The sequence below is a fragment of the Vibrio sp. 10N.261.46.A3 genome (genome assembly GCF_041472995.1).
In the GTDB taxonomy this organism is placed as follows: Bacteria; Pseudomonadota; Gammaproteobacteria; order Enterobacterales; family Vibrionaceae; genus Vibrio; species Vibrio coralliirubri.
Map to the genome: position 1 here is coordinate 1 of NZ_JBFRRH010000009.1, position 22647 is coordinate 22647.

The following is a 22647-nucleotide window of genomic DNA, read 5'->3' on the forward strand; positions in this document are numbered from 1 at the left end:
AACTAATTGATATTAAAAAAATACATTTGATAGTATCCATACTAATTATTTCTGAAGCAATGTTGATTCGCTTATATCAGGTATTAGTGGTGAACTTATCAGTAAGGTGATTTTCAATAAAGAAAAATGGCGAATAGATAGTCTATTCGCCATTTTATTTATTGAGTGACCAACTAGATGTTTTGGATAGGAGAGCCTACTTGTTGACCTCTCTTATCTAACGCACCACTGAATCGAGTCAGAACAAGAGCAATCAAAACGATCACAGCACCTACCCAAGGGGTGTTCATTAATCCAGATTTTGCGACAATCAAACCACCGCCCCATGAGCCTAATGCAATACCGACGTTGAAGGCTGCAATGTTCAATCCAGAAGCGACATCGACGGCGTCTGGTGTGTATTTCTCAGCCAGTTTCACAACATACACTTGTAGCCCCGGAACGTTACCGAATGCAAATGCACCCCAAACCAAAATGGTAGCAACAGCTGCGTAAGGGTTTACTGCGGTAAAGTTGAATACCACCAGTACTGCGGCTAAACCAGAGAAGATAACGGTCAGTGCTTTAATTGGCCCCATCTTGTCGGCCATTTTACCGCCCCAGATGTTACCGACCGCTACTGACACACCGTAGACCAACATGATTAAGCTGATTGAGCTCGAATCAAACCCTGATACATTTTCCAGTATTGGAGCAAGGAACGTAAACGCTGTGAATGTGCCGCCATAACCTAGTGCTGTGATAGAGTAAACCAACAGTAATCGTGGTTGGGTTAGAACCTTTAGCTGTGCCGAAATCTTCGCCGCAGGTGGTTGCTTAAGGTTGCTTGGAACCAAGATAGCGCTACCGATAAGAGCAATAAGACCAAGCAGAGCCACGATCAAGAAGGTTGCTTGCCAGCCAAAGGTTTGGCCGATGTAAGTGCCCAGTGGTACGCCTGTTACCAATGCAACCGTTAAACCCGTAAACATGATCGCAATGGCGCTGGCTGCTTTATCTTTTGAAACCAAACCTGTCGCGATGGTCGATCCAATCGAGAAGAACACACCATGGGCAAGGCCAGTCAAAATTCGTGCGGCGATCAGCGTGTTATAGCCTGGAGCTTGCCACGCCAATAAGTTACCAATGACAAACAATGCCATCACGGTCAGCAACACCGATTTACGATTCCATTTGCCGGTTAATGCCGTTAATACTGGTGCGCCAATAGCAACGCCAAGCGCGTATAAACTGACTAATAGGCCTGCCGATGGCAGAGATACATTCAAGTCGCTCGCCATGGTAGGAATCAAGCCTACGATGACAAATTCTGTGGTTCCGATGGCAAAGGCGCTGAGCGTCAATGCAAGTAATGCTAGTGGCATAATCATCTCTCTTACTGTTCTTTGTTAAATACCGAGCGCGATAAAATGAGGCAGCTTGTGACTGCAATAGGAGCGCTTCGTTTGATGGCGAGGATTATCTAGCAAAATATATTTGTGAAAAATGCCATCATTAACAAATAACCTTTGTGTTATTTGCAATAATTGGAGAGTTAGCCGATCATTGGATTAAGCTGATGAGATCGAAAAGACATAGATGATTTGAGCTGTGATGAGCACAAGCGAGATGACATTAAACAAAATGAAGATAGCGAAGGAGCCTCATGCTAACCCGTTCAGATGATTTAGAAATGGTACTCACCGTTGTCGATGCTGGTGGTTTTTCTGCGGCGGCAGAGACGTTGGATGTGCAAGTCGCCAAGGTATCTCGTTCGGTGAGTAAGGTTGAGTCGCAACTCGGCGTCTCAATATTCAACCGAACAACGAGACGCGTGGAATTGACGGAGGAAGGGCGGCAGTTTGTCGATTCAGTCAGGGTGGGATTACAGATGATTCAGAGCGCGGAAGAAGAAATCGTGTCGCGCGGTGAGTTGCCAAAAGGTCGTTTAAGAGTCGATGCCGCCAGTCCATTCGTATTCCATCAGCTAGTGCCGTTGGTGCAGTCATTCAAAGAGGCTTACCCAGACATTGAGTTGGAACTCACTTCCAACGAAGGCTTCGTTGATCTTCTCGAAAAGAGAACCGATGTTGCGATTCGAATCGGTAAGTTGTCCGATTCAACATTGCACGCTCGCCCGTTAGGAAAAAGTTTACTCCATATTGTGGCGTCACCTGATTATCTCGCTAAGCGTGGGTTACCCACCAAACCTGAAGATTTGAGTTCACATCAAATTGTGGGTTTTGCAGGGAACAAAGTGCTTAACCATTGGCCTTTACCAAACCAAAGTTATGTAGCGCCTACTGTGACAGCCAGTAATGGTGAAACCGTGCGTCAACTAGTCTTAGCTGGAAATGGGATTGCTTGTTTATCGGGGTTTATGGTGCAGGAGGATATGGCAGCAGGGCGACTAATCCCTATTCTGGAACAAGACAAACTTACCAACACAGATCGAGAGCGAGTGAATGCGGTTTACTACAAGTCGTCATCGGTCTCTAAACGTATCTCGGCGTTTATCGATTTTATTCAGCCCCGTTTGAAGCTCTAACTAAGGCAGACTGACGATACCCGCTTAAATAAAAAAGCCCCGCTGACGCGCAGCGGGGCTTTCAAATCGAACTCGATAGCTTGTCAGTGTGCTTTCTAGTAACAGACTACTGAAACTGTACTTAAGCGATCTTAGTCATCTCGTTAAGTGTAAATGACGTAACACTACCGTCGGTTGCTGCCATGTATTCAGCAAGGTGGGTATTACCCATGTGTGTTTGCCAAAGTTCACGCGACGTCCAGTTTTCGTAGAAAGTGAAATGTGCTGGGTTTTCATTGTCTTGGTGAAGGTCGTAGTTGATGCAGCCTTCTTCAGCGCGAGTAATATCAATCAGTTTTAGCAGCTCTGCTTTAACCAATTCAATTTTGTCTTCGTTAGCGACGATGTTTGCGACGATAGTTAGTTGAGTCATGTTCGTACCTATATTATTTTTCACCGAAATGGTGATTTGTCTGTGTATACAGCGCCACTCTTTGTTCATTGAGCTGCAGTCTGTGTCGATGGATAAATAATAGTAGGAATATTTTAAACGATAAACAGTGCTACATTTGAATTATTGTCAAAAAATAATTGATAATAACTTAGGTGTTATGTGCTAATGGGCGTAGGTTAGGAGTGTTTAGAAGCCGCCCGCCCACGCATCAAAATCGTCAATGTTGTCGAGCTCTTCTTTAGTTCTTGGGGCTGGGTAATAAGGCAGAGCCAATCTTTGAGCTGAAGGTTGCAGTTCCCAATCGGGTGTAATCTTGAGTCGGGTTAATTCATCGTTGAGGCGCACAAACATATAGTAGCCGTCGGCATGGGTATTGGCGTAACTTGCGACTGTGGCGATATCGCCAGAGGGTAATTTCACATCTCGACCGAGTGGATAGAGTTGGTGCAATGCGAAACTCACTTTGGGATCTTCAAGTTTGCCTTGCTTAAAGCGTTCTAATCCGATGGCGGTTGAAGTGGTGCGCGGCTTCCACCCTGTGAGGAACAATCCACTCAAGTTATCTTGGAACGGCTTACCCTTTTGATTGCCTTCATTGGTAATGAATTGAACGGTCAGCGTGTCTCCCGATTCTTGCAGAATTTCTAAAAACTGTTCACCAGTGCGATCGACCAAAAGCTTCATAATATCCAATACCATTAAGAATGAGAGACGATAAAGGGTACTACTATAGGTCGGATTTTGATAGGAAAGGCGTTAGTGCAGAGAGATTAATAAGAAGGATTTGAAAGCCAGTGAGGGGGAGCTTTTGGTGCGAAAAAATGAAAACGCCGATAGCTTTCATACTTTCGGCGTTTAATGTGTATTAGTAATTGAACCAGACTGGTTACTGCATTTTCAGTCGCGTTAGCTCAATTCGTCTTGCACGTATTGAAGGCAAAACGACTGAGCATGTTCATCTACAGATACTTGCTCGTTGCTTCTTAATTCTAGGTAAAGCTTTACCGCTTGGTCTAAAGCGGGAATCAACGCATCACGTTCTGGCATTGAAACGGTTTTAGCGAGTTCTTGTGCAAATTCTGGCAAGCGTGCTTCAATTTTTCTCACGCCAGAGGGCGTTAAACCCGCTTGCTTTAGTGTCAGTGGAGACAATACGTTTTGACGCAGGAATGATAAGAATTCAATGGTCTCAAAGTATTCGCCACGAGCAATTTTTGTTGCAGCGTAGTGAGTCCAGATCCAGAAACGATCTTCAATCCATTGCGGGTTTGGCTGAGGGTAATCTGGTTCTGCTGTACAGAATACGTCGCTTAATAAGCTGTCTCGCTCCCACAACACGTGGTTGTTATCGACTCGTGCTGCTGCGTCTGGCAGAGAGACGAATTTGAAATCGACGTGCACTGGCTCAGGGCCGAATATCGACACAATTAAACGTGGTTCACCTACGTGTTCACCCGTGAAGGCTGCGACCTTACCACCGATCTGGTCAAGGATGCCGAATCGTTCTTGCATCACGCTGTTGTAGTCGGCTGGGTTTACCGCAATAACAAAATCTAAGTCGCTGTATTTGTCCATAGAGTCAGAACCAAACGAACCACTTGCGGCAATACCACAGATTCGAGGATCTTGAGACAGGACATCAATCACTTTGATAAGAAGTGCTTTGTGAGGTGCTGGAAGAGTACTTGGGAAGTTCATATTTTACCTATCTTAAAAAGTTAGAACTGCAATACAGTTAGTGCGGTAAAATCAACGCAGCATTATAGAGTGTCAACGTCGGCTTATATTGTCAATAGAATATAAGCCGAATAAGTTTAGAGAACATTAGAAGCTATTATCTGACTGTGTAGCTAACGCTTACGTAAGTAATGCGTTTGCACGATCTCATCAAGGTACGTCGTGACGCCTTTCAACGTAAAGTCGACGGGAGATACTAAGTCACCAAATAACGGGGACCCACCACCAAGCACGACAGGAATGGTCGAGATGATCAGCTCATCAATCAGGTCTTCTTTCATGAAGTTTTGAATGGTGATGCCGCCATCGATGTACAAGTTCTTTAAGCCTTTTTTATTCAAATCCGCGACAATCTGTTTAAGCTCGCCCTTCATCAAAAACACCTTACCTTCAAGCTCTTGAGGTACTTCACTTAAAGTATTGCTCAGTACATAGACTGGCTTGCTGTAAGGCCAATCAATGCCAAAGCTCAACACCATGTCCATTGTATTTCGTCCCATGACCAGTGCATCGATACGATCGGTATGAGCGTTGTAACCCATGTCGTCACCGTCTGGATTTGGAATCGCTTGCAGCCAATCTAAGCCACCTTGTTTGTCCGCAATGTAACCGTCAAGGCTGGTTGCGATGAATACAATATTTGACATTTTTAACTCCGATATCAATGAGAAACTTGGCATCTACACGGTAATAAATTAAAATATTCTACGGTGTAGAAATAAAGTTTAAGAGGTGACGGTATGACTGTCAAGGATCAGAAACGAGGTCGACCAAAGAGTGGATCAAGCCAACTCAGCGCAGAGAGAATTCTCACTATTGCTAAAAGCATGATGCGAGAGAGTGGCAAAGTGCCAAGTGTTCGAGGGTTGGCGACGGAACTCGGGGTCGATGCGATGGCTATATACCATTACTTCAAAAACAAAAACGATCTGCTTGAGGCAATCACAGTTTCTTTGATTGAAGAAGTGGCACAGCCAGAGCTGAATCAAGACTGGCAAGATAACCTATATCGGCTCAGTGTGAGTTACTTGTCGATGCTCAACGAATATAGAGGCTTGTTAGAGACCTTATTGACCATGAAATCCCTCGGGCCAATGGAAGTATTTAGTGAACGCTTTGAAGCGGTGTTGAGCCCGTTAGCGTTAACCGATGAGCAAACCAAAAACGCGTTGGATTTGCTGGTGGATTATTTACACGGCTACGCTTTGGCGTTGAACTGCAACCCAGACCGAACTGAACTCACCATTGAAATGGTCGAAAAGCCGCTGAGTTTATACTGTTTGGCACTCACTCAACTTAAGTGATCTGTAGGCAATTTACTGACCTTTAAATTTATACTGGATAATTACCTATAAATTTCAGGATTTAGCAGTAATAATCAATGAATAGATCGGAATAGCTTGTTCATTGAAAAGCTGTACGAAAAGTTTCTAAAGACGTCATCGTGAAAAGGAAGTCAGATACATGCCTGTGCTCCAACGCATCAGTTTAACGCTAATCTTAATCGCCGTTTTAGGTGGGTGTTCTTCACTTCCTGAAGGCATCGACCACCCGACAGAACCGCCAACCTCTCCTGCACCTAGCACTTTATCGGTTCTAACCAATGAATTTCAGCCTGAAGCTTTAGAGCAAGGCACCACTGCAGTTCGTCTGCAAGAGTCTGGTTGGGATGCCTTGGCACAGCGATTAGCGCTGGTCGAAAGTGCCGAGCACACCATCGACATTCAATACTACATCTGGAACTCTGACGAATCGGGCAGTTACTTAGCCAGTCGTTTGTTAGCCGCGGCCGAGCGCGGTGTGAAGGTTCGTGTAATGCTGGATGATATCAACCTCAACGAACGTGAAGGTTTGCTGTCGGCACTGGATGCGCACCCGAACGTCGAGATTCGTATCTTCAATCCAACACCAACACGCCGTGGCTTCAGTAAATGGCTGAGCTTTGTCGGTGACTTTTCTCGCTTAAATCGCCGTATGCACAATAAGTCGTTTACCGTCGATGGCACTTTGTCTGTGGTTGGCGGCCGTAATATCGGTGATGAATACTTCGACCTTTCTGATGAAATCAATTTCCGAGACCGTGATGTATTAGTCATGGGCTCGGTAGTTAACACCATCCAAACCAGCTTTGTCGAATACTGGAACAGCCGTTGGTCTTACCCTGTCGATATGCTGGGTGATGACGAACAACCTGATCTTTCGAAGATAGATAATATTGTCGTTCCGCATTATCAAAATTACCCTGAATTACCATTAGACCGTGAGGCTGCTGATAGTTTACTGAAAGAGGTGATTGGTGAGATGACATGGGTGAATGCGCGTTTTGTTTACGATCAACCCGTTCCTGATGACTCCGATAATACTGATGAACCGAAAGCGACCGCGATTCTTTTGGGGAAATTAGCGAGCGAATCGAAACAAGAGATCTTGCTGGAATCTGCTTACCTTGTATTCGATGATGGTCAGCTTGAAGAGTGGCAAGTGTTGAACAATAAGGGCGTTGAGATAAAAGCGCTAACGAACTCTATGGCCTCTAACGATCTGGTGACTAATCACTCTGCTTATGCGGGCAGACGTTACGACATGCTGGAGCATGGCATCGATCTGTTTGAGCTAAAACCAGAATCTAAGTTGTGTGAAGCATCGACTCAAGACGTGTCTAAATGTGCGCCTGAGACGGCCTATGGCTTGCACGCTAAATCAGTCGTATTTGATCGTAGCATCGCGAGCATCGGCTCATTTAACTTCAACCTGCGTTCTACCTACCTCAATACGGAATCGGTTTTGATCATCGAGAACAAAGAGATTGCTGAAACGTTAGCTGACACCATTGAGCAAGCGATGAGTGAAGATAATAGCTGGCGCTTGGAACTGGAAGACGGTGATGTGTATTGGTATTCAGGCGATCAACGTTGGGACAGCGAACCTGACACTGGTCAATGGGAACGAATGCAATCAGGTTTCCTACAGTTGTTACCGATTGAGAAATATCTGTAAGCTAGCCGCCTCCGGATAAATAAAAATGTCAGCGTATATTACGCTGACATTTTTGTTTGTACTGTTGTTTGCTGTGGTTTGTTGCAAGCTATTAATGGCTTAACGTTTGGTCAGCTGCTTGCTGTTCAAGTAAGGCAGGATATGCGGGCGAGATTCGCCAGACAGCTTTTGAGTGATCTGTTGTGACCAACTGCTCTGCTTTTGGTTGCTTGAACGGCTTGCGTAGTAGCTTTGCATTGAATCATCGTAGCTGGCAATTTCATCTAGGCTCAGCGGTTGGTATTGGTTTTCGTGCATCACCACATGAGCAGGGAGGCGAGGCTTCACCTCTGGTTGCTGTGCCGGATGACCTAAGCACATTCCGAACAACACGGCGGTGTGCTGTGGCAGTTCTAACAGTTCATCGACTTGTTGTACGCTGTTACGTAACCCGCCAATGTATACGCCACCTAAATCTAGAGACTCAGCAGCCAGCATGCAGTTTTGCGCCATGATGCCAGAATCGACAGCGCCAATCAGGGTCAGTTCAGTAAAGTCGGTTTTCACTTCAGGGTTGATTTGAGCGTGGCGTTGATAGTCGATACAGAACACCAAAAACTCAGCTGCGTTCTCAACGTAAGCTTGATTACCTGCGTATTCAGCTAGCAGTTTACGCTTCTCTGTGTCTGTCACTCTCACAATAGAAACAGCCTGCAGTAAGCTTGATGATGAAGCCGCGAGACCAGCCTGAATAATCACATCAAGTTGTGCTTTTTCAATTGGTTGATTTGTATATTGACGAATGGAGCGGTGCCCCAGAATGGTTTTAATCGTGCTGTTCATAACTCTCAGACAGTCCTTGTGATGATGGCGTAGAGAATCACAATAACGACAATTACCATGAGCGTAAAGGGCGTTAGAGCCTTTCTGGTTGGCAGAATGATATTCATGAATTTAAAAGGATTGCTGTCACAGCCAATCCTTTTTTGTACGGTTTCTTGCTAGAAGCGAATAACGCTTAAGAGTTCGCTTTAATGGCGAAGAGACAAAGTGATGAAGTGAACTCTGTTGGTCGAATAGCTGCCAGAAGGCTGAAATAGTCCTGAGTCAGCATTAATTTCACCATGGCCTAAATCTTGGTATTGGTAGCTCAATCCTAGATGTAAGTCATTGGATATCTTCTTCTCAGCGCCGAATCCGATACGCCACTGTTTATCGAGCGGGAGTAACACATCTCTGTTTTGACTGCTCACAGGGCTCGTGTCACCGCTCAGTCCACTGTACAGCAACCAATCCTCATACGCGTATTCCACACCAACCCCAAGAGAGTAGGTAGTTGAGTATTTGTCATCATAATCTTGCCATGTCTCCATGTTGGAGCTGAGTAGAAGGTTTAAGTCTTCATTTAATGAATGCTTCAACCCTAAGTTTAAGCTTCGAACCCATGTCAGTTCAGAGCTAATTCCAAAAGCGTTGGCGTTATCAAGGGAAAGGTCGTGATCAAATTGGCCCTGATAATTGACACCCAATTGTGTGTTGTCACTGATGTGGTGATTGAGACTCAGGCCAAACCCTAGATCAAGGCTATCTCCTTGAAGCTCTCGACCATTCAATGCTTGAGTTTCAAGCGCAGCGTGCTGCAATATCAAAGAACCACCAAGGGACAGTTGTTCATTGACCTGATATGACAATGACGACGTTAAGTTGAGTGCCGAAATGCTGTTTTCTTTGATCAATAAAGCAGGGTGCGCGCCAACGCCGTGTGAGTATTCAACGCCAATGCCGCCAGCTACGTGCAATGCTGCGCCGACGACCCATTGGTCATTTAACCTTGATGCGTAAGACAGGTGAGGGAGAACATCCGCGCTGCTTCCTGTGGTCGACGCCGAGTTATCGTCACGGACAAAAGTGGTTTCAACATCGAGGTATTGAACGCCGAGAATCCAAGCGCTTTCTTCAATGGCCGATAACCCCGCAGCGTTGGTGATCACGGCGGATGCATCGTTCGCGGTTACGTTCCCTGTGCCGGCCGTACCAACGCTTTTGGTTGTTGCAATCTGAGATAGATTTAACCCTCCCGCATGAGCGAGAGAGCTGACTATCCCTGTTACTAACAGAGACAGTGTGATGAAAGGTGTTTTCAAGAATAGAACCTCATTTTCAGTGTATGAGTTATGTTGCTAGCAGTTTGAGCCATGTATTTAGGGATAGAACGAATTGCCACGAGCGAACAGTAAGAACGCCGTGGCAATTGACTTGATCTACTTAATTGACCTAATTGGGGTTAGAGTTTTTCAACTTGTGGCAGTGGATATTCATTGTCGAGAACGGCTTGAGTTGGCTCATACAGGCGCATGTGAAGATAGAAGTCATCTTGAGGTGCTGGTAGCCAGTTACACGTTGGATCGGACGGTTTTACGTATTGAATGCATATTGGCAAGGTGCCGTCTTCTGCGTATTTCAGCTCATCTTTACGATTGGTTGAGATGGAGTAACGTTGAATGAAGTTCTCAACCATGAACAGGTTTTTAGCGTCGTACATGGTCAAAGACCAAAAGGCGTCAGCGGGTGCATCGGCAGGCATGGTCATTCGATATTGATTGTCTCCCGACAGCTGCTCGCCATTCGAGTCCGTGTATCGATTTGGGTAGAGTGCTCGCTCTGGCACATTCAAACCAGCCGCACGCATATTGATGCTCGCTCGGCTCAGGTAATCATTTCCGTAGCGGCCACCCTCGTACATCATCGACCAGCCATTATTGACATCACCGATGCTTCGACCCGCGTATTGAATGATCTGTTGTGAAGACTCAATCGCGCGCATTAGCCCTTTTTTCTGCGCTGAAGTTAGCGCTTCAGGGTTAAAGGGGGTCGATCCTCCAATACCAATTTGTTGGAATTGATCAACGATGGCAGCATCTTCTGGAATCGGGTTTTTACGTAGTTCACGGTCAATCAATGAATACCACTCTAACCCTTCAGGCCTCGCCATTGGTGGGATGCGACCTGTCGAAGCTTTGAGTTCTACGATGTCATGCTCTGCGCCGAGTTGTTCGAGTGGGTAGCTGAGGAATTTATCGTGAGTAACCAGTGCGTCATTGAGGTCTTGCTCGCCAAACACGCCCGTTCGTTGAATTAACCAAACCATAGGAGTGCGAGACTCTACGACACGATCAATCCCCTCTGGCACTTCGCCAGCCCATCCTTTGTTGATCAAAAGCACTTTGGAACCTTGGTCGCCGACATTCTTCACGTGCAGATCTTCAATCGAATCTGAGTAAGCATCCAATAGCTGAACAATGTAATAACGGTTATCGGTGCGAGGAATATCAATCACCATTGGACCTGATAAATCGAGATCGTAGTGAGCTTGTGAGTAGAGCGTATCGTTGTTGACGGTAGGTACAATTCTATCCTGAGGACCGGATAGAACGCGTGTTTTACCCATCTCATTCAATGGTGCCATGGCGTTGTCCATCGGTGCATCAACAGATGTGGTCGTTTGCCTAACCGCCGCCACGGTTAATGGGCCTGTACCATAGATAAATGCTTGAACACCGAGATTGTAAGCGAGCTCTTCTTCAGGATTAATAGATTGTTGGGCAAGGGATGGCATCGCGATAATACTGGATAAAGAACACACTAAACTGGTCAGTACACTTTTCTTATAGAGGAGCTTTCTCATGGAACACCTTAGATCGTAGGAACAGAATTAGGCATTTATCATATGAGCAAGTGAGATTAAGGAGTGTAATAGCCGATATTAAGGATGTTAATAGTCTATTTTAGCTCTTCAAGTGGTTGTTTTAATTAATATTGATTCAGGGTGGTGAAGCGACTCTACGACGTGTGCAGGTAGGGTGCTTGAGGCGCTATTGTTTGATTGATTTTCGGTTGATATGTTGGCAAAAAAGTACGGGAATCGATATGAACACATCTACTTATCCTTTTAGCTTATTCATTAAAGCAGAAGGGGCTCAATGTAATTTGGATTGTAGCTACTGCTATTATCTCAATAGACAAGATGTCGATAAGAGGTCTTCAATGTCTTTGGACATGATGGAGCAAATTGTCGGTGCTCATATCGACGCGCAGCCCATGAAAGATCAGCAAGTGGACTTTATCTGGCATGGTGGCGAGCCTATGTTAAGAGGGCTCGATTTCTATGAAGCTGCGATGAAAACGCAAGCAAGCAAAGCGACAACCAAGCTCGTCGTGAATACGATGCAGACTAATGGAACCATGATTAACGATCGCTGGGCGAGTTTCTTTGCTAAACACAATTTCATGATGGGCATCAGTATCGACGGGCCTAATATTCTGAATGACATCGCTCGGATCGACAAAAATGGCGAGTCGTCTTTTGAACGCACAATGCGTGGGATGTCTTACCTAAAGAAGCACAATGTTGATTTTAATACGTTAACGGTCGTGAACAATAAAACCTACAAACACGGTAAAACGATCTATCAATTTTTGGTTGAAAATGGCAGTGGTTACATGCAGTTTCAGCCTTGTATTGATCATGAGTTGGACAGGCGAACTGGGCATGATTGGTCGTTAACGGGGGAGCAATGGGGGCAATTTCTTTGTGACTTGTTTGATGCATGGAGTGCCAATGATGTCGGTAAAGTGTATATCCAGTTTTTTGAAAACTGTTTAATGGTGTTGATGGGCTACCAAAGCCAAATGTGCCATCACAGCGCGACTTGCGGGCAGCAATTAATGGTTGAGCATGACGGCAATGTTTACAGTTGTGACCATTATGGGTATCAAGATCATCAATTGGGCACCATGAACAGTGATAAGCTTGCAACCATGGCGAGCTCACCTGAACAAATCGCGTTTGGCACCAACAAATATGAAGAGTTAAACAGCACTTGTCGACGTTGTGATTTTGTTGAACTCTGCCAAGGTGGTTGTCCTAAAAACAGAATAGCAACAACCGAAGATGGCAGTCCGATGAATCATTTGTGCCAAGGGTATGAGATGTTTTTTCGTCACGCATTACCCAAATTATTGCCAATGGTAGAAGCGATGAAAAAAGGGTATTCGCCAGCGTACTTTCCACTTTTCTAAATCACTTGGAGTAGGGCATGACCAAAGACCTAAACTTACTGCGGCTCATTTTGGTGCTTAATGAAACTCGTCAAACGGTGAGTGCAGCCAAAGCCTTGAACGTAAGTCAGCCGACGATCAGTGTCATGCTTCGTAAGCTCAGAGAACAATTTGATGATGAGTTGTTTGTTCGTGATAAAGCAAGGCTTGAACCCACCCCAAAATGCTTGAAGCTCATCGAAACTTTGCCCCTGCTATTAGAACAGCTAGATAACCTTTACATACCCAATGATGAGTGGGGGTTGGAAGATTTAAGAGGGGAGGTTCAAATCATGCTGCCTTCCCCGCTGTTGATCCCAGTGGGTGTGCCACTAATCAAAAAGCTGACCAAAGAAGCGCCGCAAGTGACTTTTCAATGCTCACCTTGGTTAGATAATGGTGTGCAGTCCCTAGAGACCAACCGAATGTGTTGGGGAGTGAGCTATCTTCCTATGGACGTCAATAAAACCCTGACTGAACGCCCAGTTGGTTTTGATAAGTTCATGTTGGTGCTAAGAGCTGACCACCCAATTCAAGGCAACTCCCTTGAGGAAATTCTGAAATACCCACTCTGTATCAATATGATCCCTGGTTACATTCAGCCGTCCAAGACGGAAATGTTGATCAAAAAATACGACTTAGATAAACACATCGGGCTCAGAAGCAACAATATGAATTTGATGCTAGAAGTCGTTAAGGACAGCGACTTCATCTATGTGACATCGTCGAAATGCCGCTATTTGCTTGATCACTCTTATCGTTGTATCGATTTACCGCCGGAACTGTTGAAAGACACCTATCGTCGAGAGTTGGCACTGTTTACTCATCAAGCTAACCGCAATAACCCGTTCACGGATTGGCTTCAAAAAGAAATCACGTCGATTATTCAATCTTAGTATCACGCTACTATTCCCTTTAAATAACTCCCCTTTCTAACAGCCACTATTAAGAATCGTAATAGTGGCTATCAAGCCATTTTTGGCGTCTTTCTTATACCATTTACCTCAACAATGGTTCGCTGAGACATGCACAATTTTCGTTGTGACTTCAGCGATTTACTCATAGTGAATGAGGGTTATAAATGTATAAGTCTTTTGTTAAATCCGCTCTGGCGCTCTCGGTACTGGCGAGCGCCAACGTACATGCAGCGAGCCAACCCAATGTGGTTGCCATCATGCTCGATGATGTGAGCCCAACAGATCTGTCAGCCTACCACCGTGGTTTAGGCGCAGTGGATACGCCGAACATTGATCGAATTGCCGAACGCGGCATGATGGTCAGCGATTACTACGCACAAGGCAGCTCTACCGCGGGGCGTTCTGCCTTTATCACGGGTCAATATCCATTCCGAACAGGCTTAACTTCTGTCGGTCAGCCGGGTTCTTCACTTGGCCTTCAAAAAGAAGATCCAACCCTAGCCGAAATGTTGAAAGACAAAGGCTATGCGACCGTGCATGTCGGTAAAAGTCACTTAGGCGATAACAATAGTCACCTGCCAACGGTGCACGGCTTTGATGAATTCTTCGGTTTCCTTTACCACCTTAATGTTATGGAGATGCCTGAACAGCCTGAATTCCCAACAGACCCTAACTTCAGAGGTCGCCCTCGCAATGTTCTTCACACTGTTGCTACCGAGAGTGTGGACATGCAAGAAGACCCAAGGTTTGGTGTGGTTGGAAAGCAAACGATTGAAGATAAAGGTCCTTTAGGCGCTAAACGCATGCAAACCGTTGATGGCGAATTTTTGGAGTTTGCTACGAATTGGCTTGATAGACATGAAGCAGAGAAAGACGAACAGCCTTACTTCATGTGGTACAACCCGACTCGTATGCACCAAAAAACGCACGTGCGCCCGGAGTACCAAGGCGCGAGCCAAATCAACACTTACTACGATGGCTTGATCGAACTGGATGACCAGATCGGTGTGCTGCTCGATAAGCTTGAAGACTTGGGCGAAATCGACAACACCATCATTCTCTTCACCTCTGACAATGGCGTAAATCTAGATCACTGGCCTGATTCAGGCTCCGCATCATTCAGAGGACAAAAAGGCACGACATGGGATGGCGGTTTCCGTGTGCCTATGCTGATCAGCTGGCCAGATAAAATCCCTCAAGGTGAATACACCGATGGCTTCATGACTTCTGAAGACTGGGTGCCAACCATTATGGCTGCAGTGGGTGAAGGCGACATTAAGCAAGAGTTGCTAGATGGAAAAGAGTTAAACGGCGAGCGTTACCAAGTCCACTTGGATGGTTATAACCAGCTGGATATGTTGACCAAAGGCGAGCCGAGTCAACGTCATGAGTTCTTCTTCTACAACGAGCAAGATTTGAATGCGTTCCGAGTTGATGATTGGAAAGTGCACCTAAAAACCAAAACGGAGTGGATTGCGCCTCCTGAAGAGTGGCCACTAGGAATGCTCATCAACATCAAGGCTGATCCTTACGAGCGTAGCCCTGATACTCGTGGTTGGTTCTTATGGATGAAAGAGAAGTCTTGGGTATTACCAAAGCTGCAAAAATCAGCGGCGGAATATCAGAAGTCACTCAAAGCGTTTCCACCAAGACAGAAAGCCGGTGGTATTGGTATGGCAGACAAATCAGTGGTTGCTGACTAACGCCAAATACGACTCATACAAGGTGTGCTGTAACAAGCGCACCTTACTATCGGACAATAATATGAAGAAACCGTTACGTCTGCTCACGGGCACCTTTTCCACTTTTACACTCTCTATCTTTGCGCTTATCCCCTTTGCATTTTGTGTTTCCGCTCAAGAAGAACCTGCCAGTGACATGGCTGATCCAATGGCTGTTTATACGGGAGGTGAAATTATTGCGGGCAATAAAGGGCTTGGCGCTACCTTCCAGTTTGGCGTGAATCGTGGCGATTGGGGTGTGTTGGGTAAGCTGGAAGGCAAAAACAACTTTGAAAACTATCGAGCACGATTCTTCACACCCAATAAGAAAACGGGTACCGGCTTATTTGTTGATGCTGGACACGACTTCTCCAACGACGATCTAACATCGAACTACGCCTCTATTGGTGTGATGCAAGCATTCAAGTTAAGCGACAAATTTAAACTCTATAGCGCCATAACGTACGGACAAATGTGGGAGGAGGAGAATAAGTTTGAGGACACGCAAATCATCAGCAGTATCAACTATCTAAAGTACGATTTTGCTGAACAATTTTATCTTCTACTCGCCCCTCAATACACCTACGGATTGGATGGTGAGAACACTCGAGATTTCTCTGCTGAAATGCAGCTGGGCTACAAGGTCGATAGTGACAACATCATCATTTTTAGTGGTGATACTGACAACAACACTTGGATCACCTTCCGTACTCGTTTTTAGTTAGGACATTAAATGATGAAAAAAAACATACTTGCGGCAGCACTGGCTTGTGCTTTCATGGTTGCACTTCCGTCTCCGGTACTCGCGAGCCAATCCGTGGACGCGACGAGCGTAGCTGTGGCAACAAAAACAGCAATGGAGATAAAAACGGAAACTCTACCCGTTGAGATGGCGAGTTTAGCGTCGCTCAAAAAGGATCATCAGTTATTGGCACAACTTGCCTACGAGTACGCGTACTCGATAGATGAAGCCTACAAATACTTTTACAAAACCGTCGTTGAGCAAGACTACCCTTTGAATCGATTCCAAAATATTCGAATACTTGCTGACGACACTTACACTGCGCACCCGACGATTAACAATGACACGTTACACTTGATGGGTTGGATGGACCTAGCGGCAGAGCCGGTCATCATTACGATTCCAGACCATGATGACAATCGATACTGGTTGTTCCATACCATGAATATGCAGCACTTTACTGACTCGGCTTTTGGCTCTCCACAGCGAGGCACAAAAGGCGGCAGCTTCATGTATGCAGTTGAAGGGTGGAAAGGTGAAGTGCCTGCGAGTGTCGACCAAGTCATCTATGTCGAGCACCCGTTGGTCAAGATGATGGGTCGAATTATGGACCTTGGCGGTGACGATTCTGCAACTGCTCAAAAGCTAATGGATCAATGGAATATTAGGACGTTGTCGGAATACTTAGGTCAGAAAGGGCCAGATCCTGTTGAGCGCGAGTATCCAGACCCTGAAGACTCTAATTGGGTTGAGCGAACCAATTTCATCCTGTCTGAAGGAACAATGAAGACGCATGGCAAAAAGCTGATTGAACTGTTCGAGTACATTGGCTTAGGAGATGTTGAATTAGGCAAAGCCAATCATCCATTTACGGCAGAGCAGCTTAGTATGATCGAGTCTGGTCAAAAAGACGGACTGGAACGAATCATTAATGCGGGCTTTGATGATTCACGTGACGTGTTAGGCACTCGCGATGAAATGACTAAGGTTCCAAGCTTTCAACACGCCTACGGCACCTTAATGGGCCAATGGGGGTTGCCTGCAAAGCACACTATGTATAGCGGTGACTTCTTTGATAGTGAAGGTGCTGCGCTCGATGGCGGGAAATATGATTACACGGTGACCTTCGACGCGCCACCGCTAGAAGAGGGCGGTTTTTGGTCATACACGGCCTACAGTGGTGAAACTCGATTGATGGAGAAAAACGACTTAAACCGTCATTCCCGTGGAGACAGAACGCTAACGCCTAATGCTGATGGCAGTTACACCATTTACATGAGTAGCGATGTAAAAGGGCATGAAGATGATCCTAACTTCTTACCTATCCCCGATCACCAATGGTATTCAGTGTTACGCATGTACACGCCGGGTGAAGAGGTGAGAACAGATAAATGGAAATCGACACCGTTTACCAAGGTCAAAAAAACCACGATAAAGTGATGCCTTAAATCACCTGATTAAGGTTTTGTTTATTATCGATTAATGCCAGCTGCCATGCCGCTGGCATTTTTTATTGAGCGAAACTTGCTTCGAAATAGGCATTAAATGCTCAGAACTGTCGGATAAAATAGGGCATACTGGACTGAATATACAAATCCAAGAAAGTAACCACGCGCATGAATCCAATCTGCCTCAATGACCCTTTTTCTCTTCCTAATGGTCAAGTGATTAAAAATCGTCTGTTCAAATCGGCAATGAGTGAACAGTTAGGTGATAAACACCATAACCCTAAGCAAGGTTTGGTCACGCTCTATCAGCGTTGGGCTCAAGGAGGAATTGGCTTATCCATGACGGGTAACGTGATGGTCGATAGAGGCGCGCTTGGTGAACCTAAAAACGTTGTGTTGGATGAGCACAGTGACTTAACCGTATTTCGTGAGTGGGCGAGTGCCGGAACACAGAATGGTTCGCAGATATGGATGCAACTGAATCACCCAGGTAAGCAAATTCCTAAATTCTTATGTGATAGCCCGGTTGCGCCTTCGGCTATCTCTTTAGAGCGTGGATTAGAAAAAGGCTTCAATACGCCACGAGCTCTGACTGAAAAAGAAATAATCGCGATTATTGATAAGTTCGCGCTGAGTGCAAAGCTGTCAAAACAAGCGGGTTTTACCGGCGTGCAGATTCACGGTGCTCATGGTTACCTAGTGAATCAGTTTTTGTCTTCGAGACACAATCAACGCCAAGACAAATGGGGTGGCTCACTCGAAAACAGACTTCGTTTCGTGCTTGAGGTTTATCGCGCGATTCGAAAAGAGGTCGGTGAAGATTTCCCTGTCGGAATTAAGCTTAACAGCGCTGACTTTATGAAAGGTGGCTTCACTGAAGAAGAGTCGATGCAGGTTGTGCAAACATTGAGTGATAACGGTATCGACCTGATTGAGATCTCTGGCGGCACCTATGAAAGCCCATCAATGATGGGTTCAAAGAATAAGGCTGAATCAATCAAAGCCAGCACGGTAAAGCGTGAAGCGTATTTTATGGATTACATGGTGAAGGCGAGAAAACTCGTCAGCACACCGCTGGTGGTCACGGGTGGTTTTCGAACCGCGCAAGCAATGAACGAAGCATTAAACACCTCGGCGACCGATTTTATTGGTATTGCACGCACAATGGCGGTTGATCCTGATTTCCCTAATAAGTTAATTGAAGACCCTAACCACGGCATGCCACTAACGGTGCCAACCACAGGAAAACCTGCATTAGACAAGGTGGCGATGGTCGGGCTGGTTTGGTATGAACATCAGATGTGGCGTATCGCCTCTGGCAAGAATGCCGACCCTAAACTAAGCGCATTAAGTGTGGTGGTAAAAACAATTCTCAGCGCCGGCTGGCATGCGTTCAAGAAGCGCAGAGCGTAAGCAGTAATGGATTGTTGAAGCAGAACTTTGAGAAATTGAAGTTCTGCTTTTTTGTTTGGTCAGCGAGTTTAGTCAGGTCATCAAGCGAAAATAGAAAGGCAAGACGTTATCGGGATTACAGCTTCACTTAATGCGTATGCAGCATGTTGGGTTCTGTTCTTTGACAGATATGAGGAATATACAGCTGAAGGTAAGACTCAGTCAGTCGGATAGCTTCATTGGCAAGTTCTGGTGTGATGCAACCATGTTGGCGATAAGATAACGAGTATATTTTATCTGCGACTTGCAGTGAGATAGCGAAGACATTGATGGATTGTGGTAACTGAGGAACATCAAAAAACTGTCGATAAATCGTTTCTACTTCTTTACCAAGGATTAAGTCATTCTCGGTGTCTGCATGACCTAACTCCGTGAACGTATGACGACCTAATATAAGCTTTTTGGCAATAGGGTGATCGTTGTAATAATTAACATACGCTGTTTCAATCATGCGGTTGATGTCAGTCCAATGATTAACATGCTCGGCATCTATACACTTACCTAACAGAGAGTCGAAATCAATAAAAACGTCATCTAATAGATTATGGAATAAGTTCTCTATATTTGGGTAGTGATGATAAACCGTGGATGTTGCCATTCCACACTCTTTAGCAACATCATACATTGAAATATCAGTAGCTTCGCGGCGTTCCATTAGTTGCACAACAGCATCATGAATTCGAATTAACTTTTCTTCGGTGGTTACTTTGCGCATCTAATGATCCTCACTGTTATTTGGAACACAAAAAACATAAAGGGTTTTCAAGCAAAGTTCCAATTGAAATATCAAAACTTAGACTTTATTACCCTTTATTTATATAAAACATTATAACCCAATGTTAGGCGTTAATATGTGTCCCCGTTTTACCTTCTATGATCTCTAGTGCGCTAGATAGATCACCAATGTGTCCGTGTTGTTTTGTTTTTTCAACAAAAAGACAGCATGCGTCTACCTTCGGCCCCATAGAACCAGCTGGGAATGTGTATTTCTTCATTTGTGCGACAGATACGTTTTCAAGCTTCTCTTCCTTTGGAGTTCCCCAATCTAAACAAACATGAGAGCCGTCAGTGAGGATCAGTAAATGTTCTGCGCCGATTTCTTCTGCGATAAGAGCAGCAGTCATGTCTTTGTCGATTACTGCTTCGAAACCCACATAGGCGCCATCTTTTTCGACGACTGGAGCACCGCCACCACCGCCACAAATAATTAGGTGCTCTTTCTCTAACAAGTCTTTGATGGCTTTTATCTCTAGCACTTCTTTTGGCGAAGGAGATGGAACCACACGACGCCAGTGTGCGCCGTCAGGTTTCACAATCCATTGGTTGGCTTCTGCGAGTTGTTTAGCTTGTTCTTCTGTATAGACAGGGCCAATAAACTTGGTTGGGTCGGCGATCGCAGGGTCGTTCTCGTCAATCACAATGCGAGTCAGAATTGTCGTAGTAAAGCGGTCTTGAATCGCAGCGTTCAACCCTTGTTGAATAAGGTATCCAATCATTCCCTGAGTCTCAGCTCCAAGGACATCAAATGGGTAAGGAGGACAATCTTTGTAAGCATTGTTCTGTAATGACAGTAGCCCTACTTGAGGGCCATTTCCGTGCACAACCACTAAACGGTAGTCTTTACTGAGTTCAGCCAAAGAGCTGGCGGTTTGCGCGATGCTCTTTTTTTGGTTTTCACAACTCATCACTTCACCACGTTGTAGTAAAGCGTTCCCACCGACAGCAACAACAATAATAGGCTTCGACATGTTTAATTCTCCAAATAATATTTTGCTCTTGGCAAATAAGTTGGTTTGAATTGTATTTAAATATTGTCGGAGTCGTGGGGATAAAAATCACAATTCGATTTGTGCTTAATATTTGATGTTTTTAGTCGCCTATATGTCACAGAAAGCCTTAATTATCTCTAGATTAACTAGATATGTGATCTTGGTTTTGAAATAGAAAATGTATTTATTAATCGAATGGTTATTGACCAAAATCAAATATTCCGACTTTTAGCATTATAAATCTAATATTTGTTGGGTTTATTTTGTTTTTGCTCCGAACTCGTTTGTGTAAAACCGATATTCAATTTTCATCCCAGTTCACTTCATCGCTTTGCCGTTTAATTAATCCCGAATTAGAGATTAAGGAGCTAAGAGATGAGTAACGAAACGCAAGGAAAAATGGGGGTTACGGGAATTGCACTCTTTACACTATGTGCAGTGTTGGTGGTCGACACATTAACCGCGTCAGCCAGTATTGGTGTCAGTGCCATTGGTTGGTGGGTGTTAATGCTGGTCTTCTTTGTCATTCCATATGGCTTAATTACTTCGGAATTGAGTACCACCTACCCTGGTGAAGGTGGGATATACGATTGGGTAAAACAAGCTTTCAATTTTAAATGGGCAGTGAGAACAACGTGGTTTTACTGGATTAACGTTGGTTTGTGGATGCCTGCGGTATACATCATGTTTGCAGGGATGTTTGCCGAACTCTTTATGCCAGGTCTGTCTTTATGGGGACAAATCGCCATCTGTATATTACTGACGTGGTTAACGGTTTGGATCTGTAATGTGTCTGCCGACATCGGTGTTTGGGTCACGAATATTGGTGCAATATTGAAAATTGTCGTGATCAGCACATTGGGTGTGGGCGGCTTTATCTATGCAATGAAAAACGGCGTTGCCAACGAATTTACGTTGCCAGCTATGATGCCTTCATTGGATTCAGCGGTCTCTTTCTTGCCAGCGATTGTGTTCAACCTAATGGGTTTTGAACTGGTTGCGACCATGACTAAAGAAATGAAAGATGTTCGCGACATGCCTAAGGCCGTCTTCCTTTCTATCGGTATCACCGCTTTCTTATACATCTTCGGTACGGTAGGCATCTTGATGGCGCTTCCTGTTGAAAGCATTGGCTTAGTGTCTGGTCTTATCGATACATTCAAAACACTCTTCGGTGCTGGCGTGTTTGGTACAGCCATGGTGTACATCTTCGGTACTTTCGCTCTGCTAACGCTTATCGGCAACATGGTGAGCTGGACAATGGGTGCGAGCCGAGCAGCAGCTGAAGCCGCTCAAGAAGGTGAACTTCCAGCGCCTGTCGCGAAAGTATCAGAGAAAGGTTCTCCAGTTGGTGCAAACAACATCACAGGCACTGTATCAACGGTCGTCATCCTGTCTTACGCGCTGTTTGCCCAAGGTAATGATGATCTGTTCTGGTCGATATTTGCCTTCTCTAGCTGCATTTTCTTACTGCCTTATCTGTTCATGTTCCCTGCATACCTAAAGCTTCGTGTGGTTGATGGTAAACGTGAACGCCCATTCAAAGTACCTGGTGGTATGGCGGCTCAGTGGGTGATGTCCATTGTTTGTTTCTTCGTCATCCTTCAAGCCGTGATTTTATTTATCTTCCCCGAGGCTCTTGATCTAACCGTTGCTGATTGGGGATACACAGGACCTGTTTTGATTGGCGTGATTGCCACCATCCTTGCTGGTGAATGGATTCTTCTAGGCGCTCTAAAGCGCAAGAAGCAGCAAGGTTCGGACGATAACGACACAGCCGATACGCAAGATAAAAAAGAAGCTCAAGCATAATTTAGGGGACATAACG

At 45.1% G+C, this 22647-nt stretch carries 20 protein-coding genes; 10 read left to right on the plus strand and 10 right to left on the minus strand.

What is annotated here, in order from left to right; translation table 11 throughout:
- Nucleotides 1–173 precede the first annotated feature (173 nt).
- Nucleotides 174–1364, minus strand: a complete 1191-nt coding sequence (locus tag AB4484_RS02880; protein WP_372076324.1) for an MFS transporter — start codon at nucleotides 1362–1364, stop codon at nucleotides 174–176.
- 281 nt (nucleotides 1365–1645) lie between these two features.
- Between AB4484_RS02880 and AB4484_RS02885 the strand changes: the two genes are divergently transcribed.
- Nucleotides 1646–2527, plus strand: coding sequence for a LysR substrate-binding domain-containing protein (locus AB4484_RS02885; protein WP_372076326.1), 882 nt, complete (start codon nucleotides 1646–1648; stop codon nucleotides 2525–2527).
- 121 nt (nucleotides 2528–2648) lie between these two features.
- Here AB4484_RS02885 and AB4484_RS02890 read toward each other — a convergent pair whose 3' ends face one another.
- The 4 genes from AB4484_RS02890 to AB4484_RS02905 all read right to left on the minus strand — a co-directional run bounded on the left by AB4484_RS02890 (nucleotide 2649) and on the right by AB4484_RS02905 (nucleotide 5377).
- Complete coding sequence (locus tag AB4484_RS02890) at nucleotides 2649–2939, minus strand: putative quinol monooxygenase (RefSeq protein WP_333008066.1); 291 nt, start codon at nucleotides 2937–2939, stop codon at nucleotides 2649–2651.
- 207 nt (nucleotides 2940–3146) lie between these two features.
- Nucleotides 3147–3644, minus strand: coding sequence for a hypothetical protein (locus tag AB4484_RS02895; RefSeq protein ID WP_372076328.1), 498 nt, complete (start codon nucleotides 3642–3644; stop codon nucleotides 3147–3149).
- A 222-nt stretch (nucleotides 3645–3866) separates the two neighbouring features.
- Nucleotides 3867–4658, minus strand: coding sequence for an oxalate:formate antiporter (locus AB4484_RS02900; protein ID WP_372076330.1), 792 nt, complete (start codon nucleotides 4656–4658; stop codon nucleotides 3867–3869).
- Nucleotides 4659–4810: 152 nt separating this feature from the next.
- A complete protein-coding gene (locus AB4484_RS02905; protein ID WP_372076332.1) occupies nucleotides 4811–5377 on the minus strand; it encodes a dihydrofolate reductase family protein in 567 nt (188 codons plus the stop codon).
- A 60-nt stretch (nucleotides 5378–5437) separates the two neighbouring features.
- Between AB4484_RS02905 and AB4484_RS02910 the strand changes: the two genes are divergently transcribed.
- Nucleotides 5438–6001 carry a TetR/AcrR family transcriptional regulator gene (locus AB4484_RS02910; protein ID WP_372076334.1) on the plus strand — a complete coding sequence of 188 codons (564 nt, stop codon included), beginning with the start codon at nucleotides 5438–5440 and terminating at the stop codon, nucleotides 5999–6001.
- A 160-nt stretch (nucleotides 6002–6161) separates the two neighbouring features.
- A complete protein-coding gene (locus tag AB4484_RS02915) occupies nucleotides 6162–7694 on the plus strand; it encodes a phospholipase D family protein (protein ID WP_248336207.1) in 1533 nt (510 codons plus the stop codon).
- 99 nt (nucleotides 7695–7793) lie between these two features.
- Here the strand turns inward: AB4484_RS02915 and nfsA are convergent, their stop codons facing one another.
- From nfsA to AB4484_RS02930, 3 genes are all read right to left on the minus strand, one after another.
- Nucleotides 7794–8516, minus strand: coding sequence for an oxygen-insensitive NADPH nitroreductase (gene nfsA, locus AB4484_RS02920; RefSeq protein WP_372076336.1), 723 nt, complete (start codon nucleotides 8514–8516; stop codon nucleotides 7794–7796).
- Between the two features lie 188 nt (nucleotides 8517–8704).
- Nucleotides 8705–9817, minus strand: coding sequence for an OmpP1/FadL family transporter (locus AB4484_RS02925; RefSeq protein WP_372076338.1), 1113 nt, complete (start codon nucleotides 9815–9817; stop codon nucleotides 8705–8707).
- A gap of 140 nt (nucleotides 9818–9957) precedes the next feature.
- Nucleotides 9958–11358: a DUF1254 domain-containing protein gene (locus AB4484_RS02930; protein ID WP_372076340.1), complete on the minus strand. Its 1401-nt coding sequence runs from the start codon at nucleotides 11356–11358 to the stop codon at nucleotides 9958–9960.
- A 242-nt stretch (nucleotides 11359–11600) separates the two neighbouring features.
- On the opposite strand from AB4484_RS02930, the gene AB4484_RS02935 reads away from it, so the two are divergent.
- The 6 genes from AB4484_RS02935 to AB4484_RS02960 all read left to right on the plus strand — a co-directional run bounded on the left by AB4484_RS02935 (nucleotide 11601) and on the right by AB4484_RS02960 (nucleotide 19011).
- Complete coding sequence (locus AB4484_RS02935) at nucleotides 11601–12752, plus strand: anaerobic sulfatase maturase (protein ID WP_050632751.1); 1152 nt, start codon at nucleotides 11601–11603, stop codon at nucleotides 12750–12752.
- A 17-nt stretch (nucleotides 12753–12769) separates the two neighbouring features.
- Complete coding sequence (locus tag AB4484_RS02940) at nucleotides 12770–13666, plus strand: LysR family transcriptional regulator (protein ID WP_086968822.1); 897 nt, start codon at nucleotides 12770–12772, stop codon at nucleotides 13664–13666.
- 185 nt (nucleotides 13667–13851) lie between these two features.
- A complete protein-coding gene (locus AB4484_RS02945) occupies nucleotides 13852–15390 on the plus strand; it encodes a sulfatase-like hydrolase/transferase (RefSeq protein WP_372076342.1) in 1539 nt (512 codons plus the stop codon).
- A gap of 61 nt (nucleotides 15391–15451) precedes the next feature.
- Nucleotides 15452–16129: a hypothetical protein gene (locus tag AB4484_RS02950; RefSeq protein WP_372076344.1), complete on the plus strand. Its 678-nt coding sequence runs from the start codon at nucleotides 15452–15454 to the stop codon at nucleotides 16127–16129.
- A gap of 12 nt (nucleotides 16130–16141) precedes the next feature.
- A complete protein-coding gene (locus AB4484_RS02955) occupies nucleotides 16142–17590 on the plus strand; it encodes a DUF1254 domain-containing protein (protein WP_372076346.1) in 1449 nt (482 codons plus the stop codon).
- Nucleotides 17591–17766: 176 nt separating this feature from the next.
- Nucleotides 17767–19011 (plus strand): NADH:flavin oxidoreductase/NADH oxidase family protein, encoded by a 1245-nt coding sequence (locus tag AB4484_RS02960; RefSeq protein ID WP_372076347.1) that lies wholly within the window; start codon nucleotides 17767–17769, stop codon nucleotides 19009–19011.
- A gap of 127 nt (nucleotides 19012–19138) precedes the next feature.
- On the opposite strand, the gene AB4484_RS02965 is transcribed toward AB4484_RS02960, so the two are convergent.
- Both AB4484_RS02965 and arcC read right to left on the minus strand, forming a co-directional pair.
- Entirely contained in the window at nucleotides 19139–19765 is a 627-nt protein-coding gene (locus AB4484_RS02965; RefSeq protein ID WP_050643423.1) for a TetR/AcrR family transcriptional regulator, read from the minus strand.
- 124 nt (nucleotides 19766–19889) lie between these two features.
- On the minus strand, nucleotides 19890–20798 hold the full coding sequence (gene arcC / locus AB4484_RS02970; RefSeq protein ID WP_050647705.1) for a carbamate kinase: 909 nt from the start codon (nucleotides 20796–20798) through the stop codon (nucleotides 19890–19892).
- Between the two features lie 396 nt (nucleotides 20799–21194).
- On the opposite strand from arcC, the gene AB4484_RS02975 reads away from it, so the two are divergent.
- Entirely contained in the window at nucleotides 21195–22631 is a 1437-nt protein-coding gene (locus tag AB4484_RS02975; protein WP_050620376.1) for an APC family permease, read from the plus strand.
- Nucleotides 22632–22647 lie beyond the last annotated feature (16 nt).

Coding starts and splice junctions, on each gene's coding strand:
- AB4484_RS02880 (WP_372076324.1), bottom strand. CDS start 1,364: ATGCCACTAGCATTACTTGCATTGACGCTCAGCGCCTTTGCCATCGGA.
- AB4484_RS02885 (WP_372076326.1), top strand. CDS start 1,646: ATGCTAACCCGTTCAGATGATTTAGAAATGGTACTCACCGTTGTCGAT.
- AB4484_RS02890 (WP_333008066.1), bottom strand. CDS start 2,939: ATGACTCAACTAACTATCGTCGCAAACATCGTCGCTAACGAAGACAAA.
- AB4484_RS02895 (WP_372076328.1), bottom strand. CDS start 3,644: ATGAAGCTTTTGGTCGATCGCACTGGTGAACAGTTTTTAGAAATTCTG.
- AB4484_RS02900 (WP_372076330.1), bottom strand. CDS start 4,658: ATGAACTTCCCAAGTACTCTTCCAGCACCTCACAAAGCACTTCTTATC.
- AB4484_RS02905 (WP_372076332.1), bottom strand. CDS start 5,377: ATGCCAAGTTTCTCATTGATATCGGAGTTAAAAATGTCAAATATTGTA.
- AB4484_RS02910 (WP_372076334.1), top strand. CDS start 5,438: ATGACTGTCAAGGATCAGAAACGAGGTCGACCAAAGAGTGGATCAAGC.
- AB4484_RS02915 (WP_248336207.1), top strand. CDS start 6,162: ATGCCTGTGCTCCAACGCATCAGTTTAACGCTAATCTTAATCGCCGTT.
- nfsA (WP_372076336.1), bottom strand. CDS start 8,516: ATGAACAGCACGATTAAAACCATTCTGGGGCACCGCTCCATTCGTCAA.
- AB4484_RS02930 (WP_372076340.1), bottom strand. CDS start 11,358: ATGAGAAAGCTCCTCTATAAGAAAAGTGTACTGACCAGTTTAGTGTGT.
- AB4484_RS02935 (WP_050632751.1), top strand. CDS start 11,601: ATGAACACATCTACTTATCCTTTTAGCTTATTCATTAAAGCAGAAGGG.
- AB4484_RS02940 (WP_086968822.1), top strand. CDS start 12,770: ATGACCAAAGACCTAAACTTACTGCGGCTCATTTTGGTGCTTAATGAA.
- AB4484_RS02945 (WP_372076342.1), top strand. CDS start 13,852: ATGTATAAGTCTTTTGTTAAATCCGCTCTGGCGCTCTCGGTACTGGCG.
- AB4484_RS02950 (WP_372076344.1), top strand. CDS start 15,452: ATGAAGAAACCGTTACGTCTGCTCACGGGCACCTTTTCCACTTTTACA.
- AB4484_RS02955 (WP_372076346.1), top strand. CDS start 16,142: ATGATGAAAAAAAACATACTTGCGGCAGCACTGGCTTGTGCTTTCATG.
- AB4484_RS02960 (WP_372076347.1), top strand. CDS start 17,767: ATGAATCCAATCTGCCTCAATGACCCTTTTTCTCTTCCTAATGGTCAA.
- AB4484_RS02965 (WP_050643423.1), bottom strand. CDS start 19,765: ATGCGCAAAGTAACCACCGAAGAAAAGTTAATTCGAATTCATGATGCT.
- arcC (WP_050647705.1), bottom strand. CDS start 20,798: ATGTCGAAGCCTATTATTGTTGTTGCTGTCGGTGGGAACGCTTTACTA.
- AB4484_RS02975 (WP_050620376.1), top strand. CDS start 21,195: ATGAGTAACGAAACGCAAGGAAAAATGGGGGTTACGGGAATTGCACTC.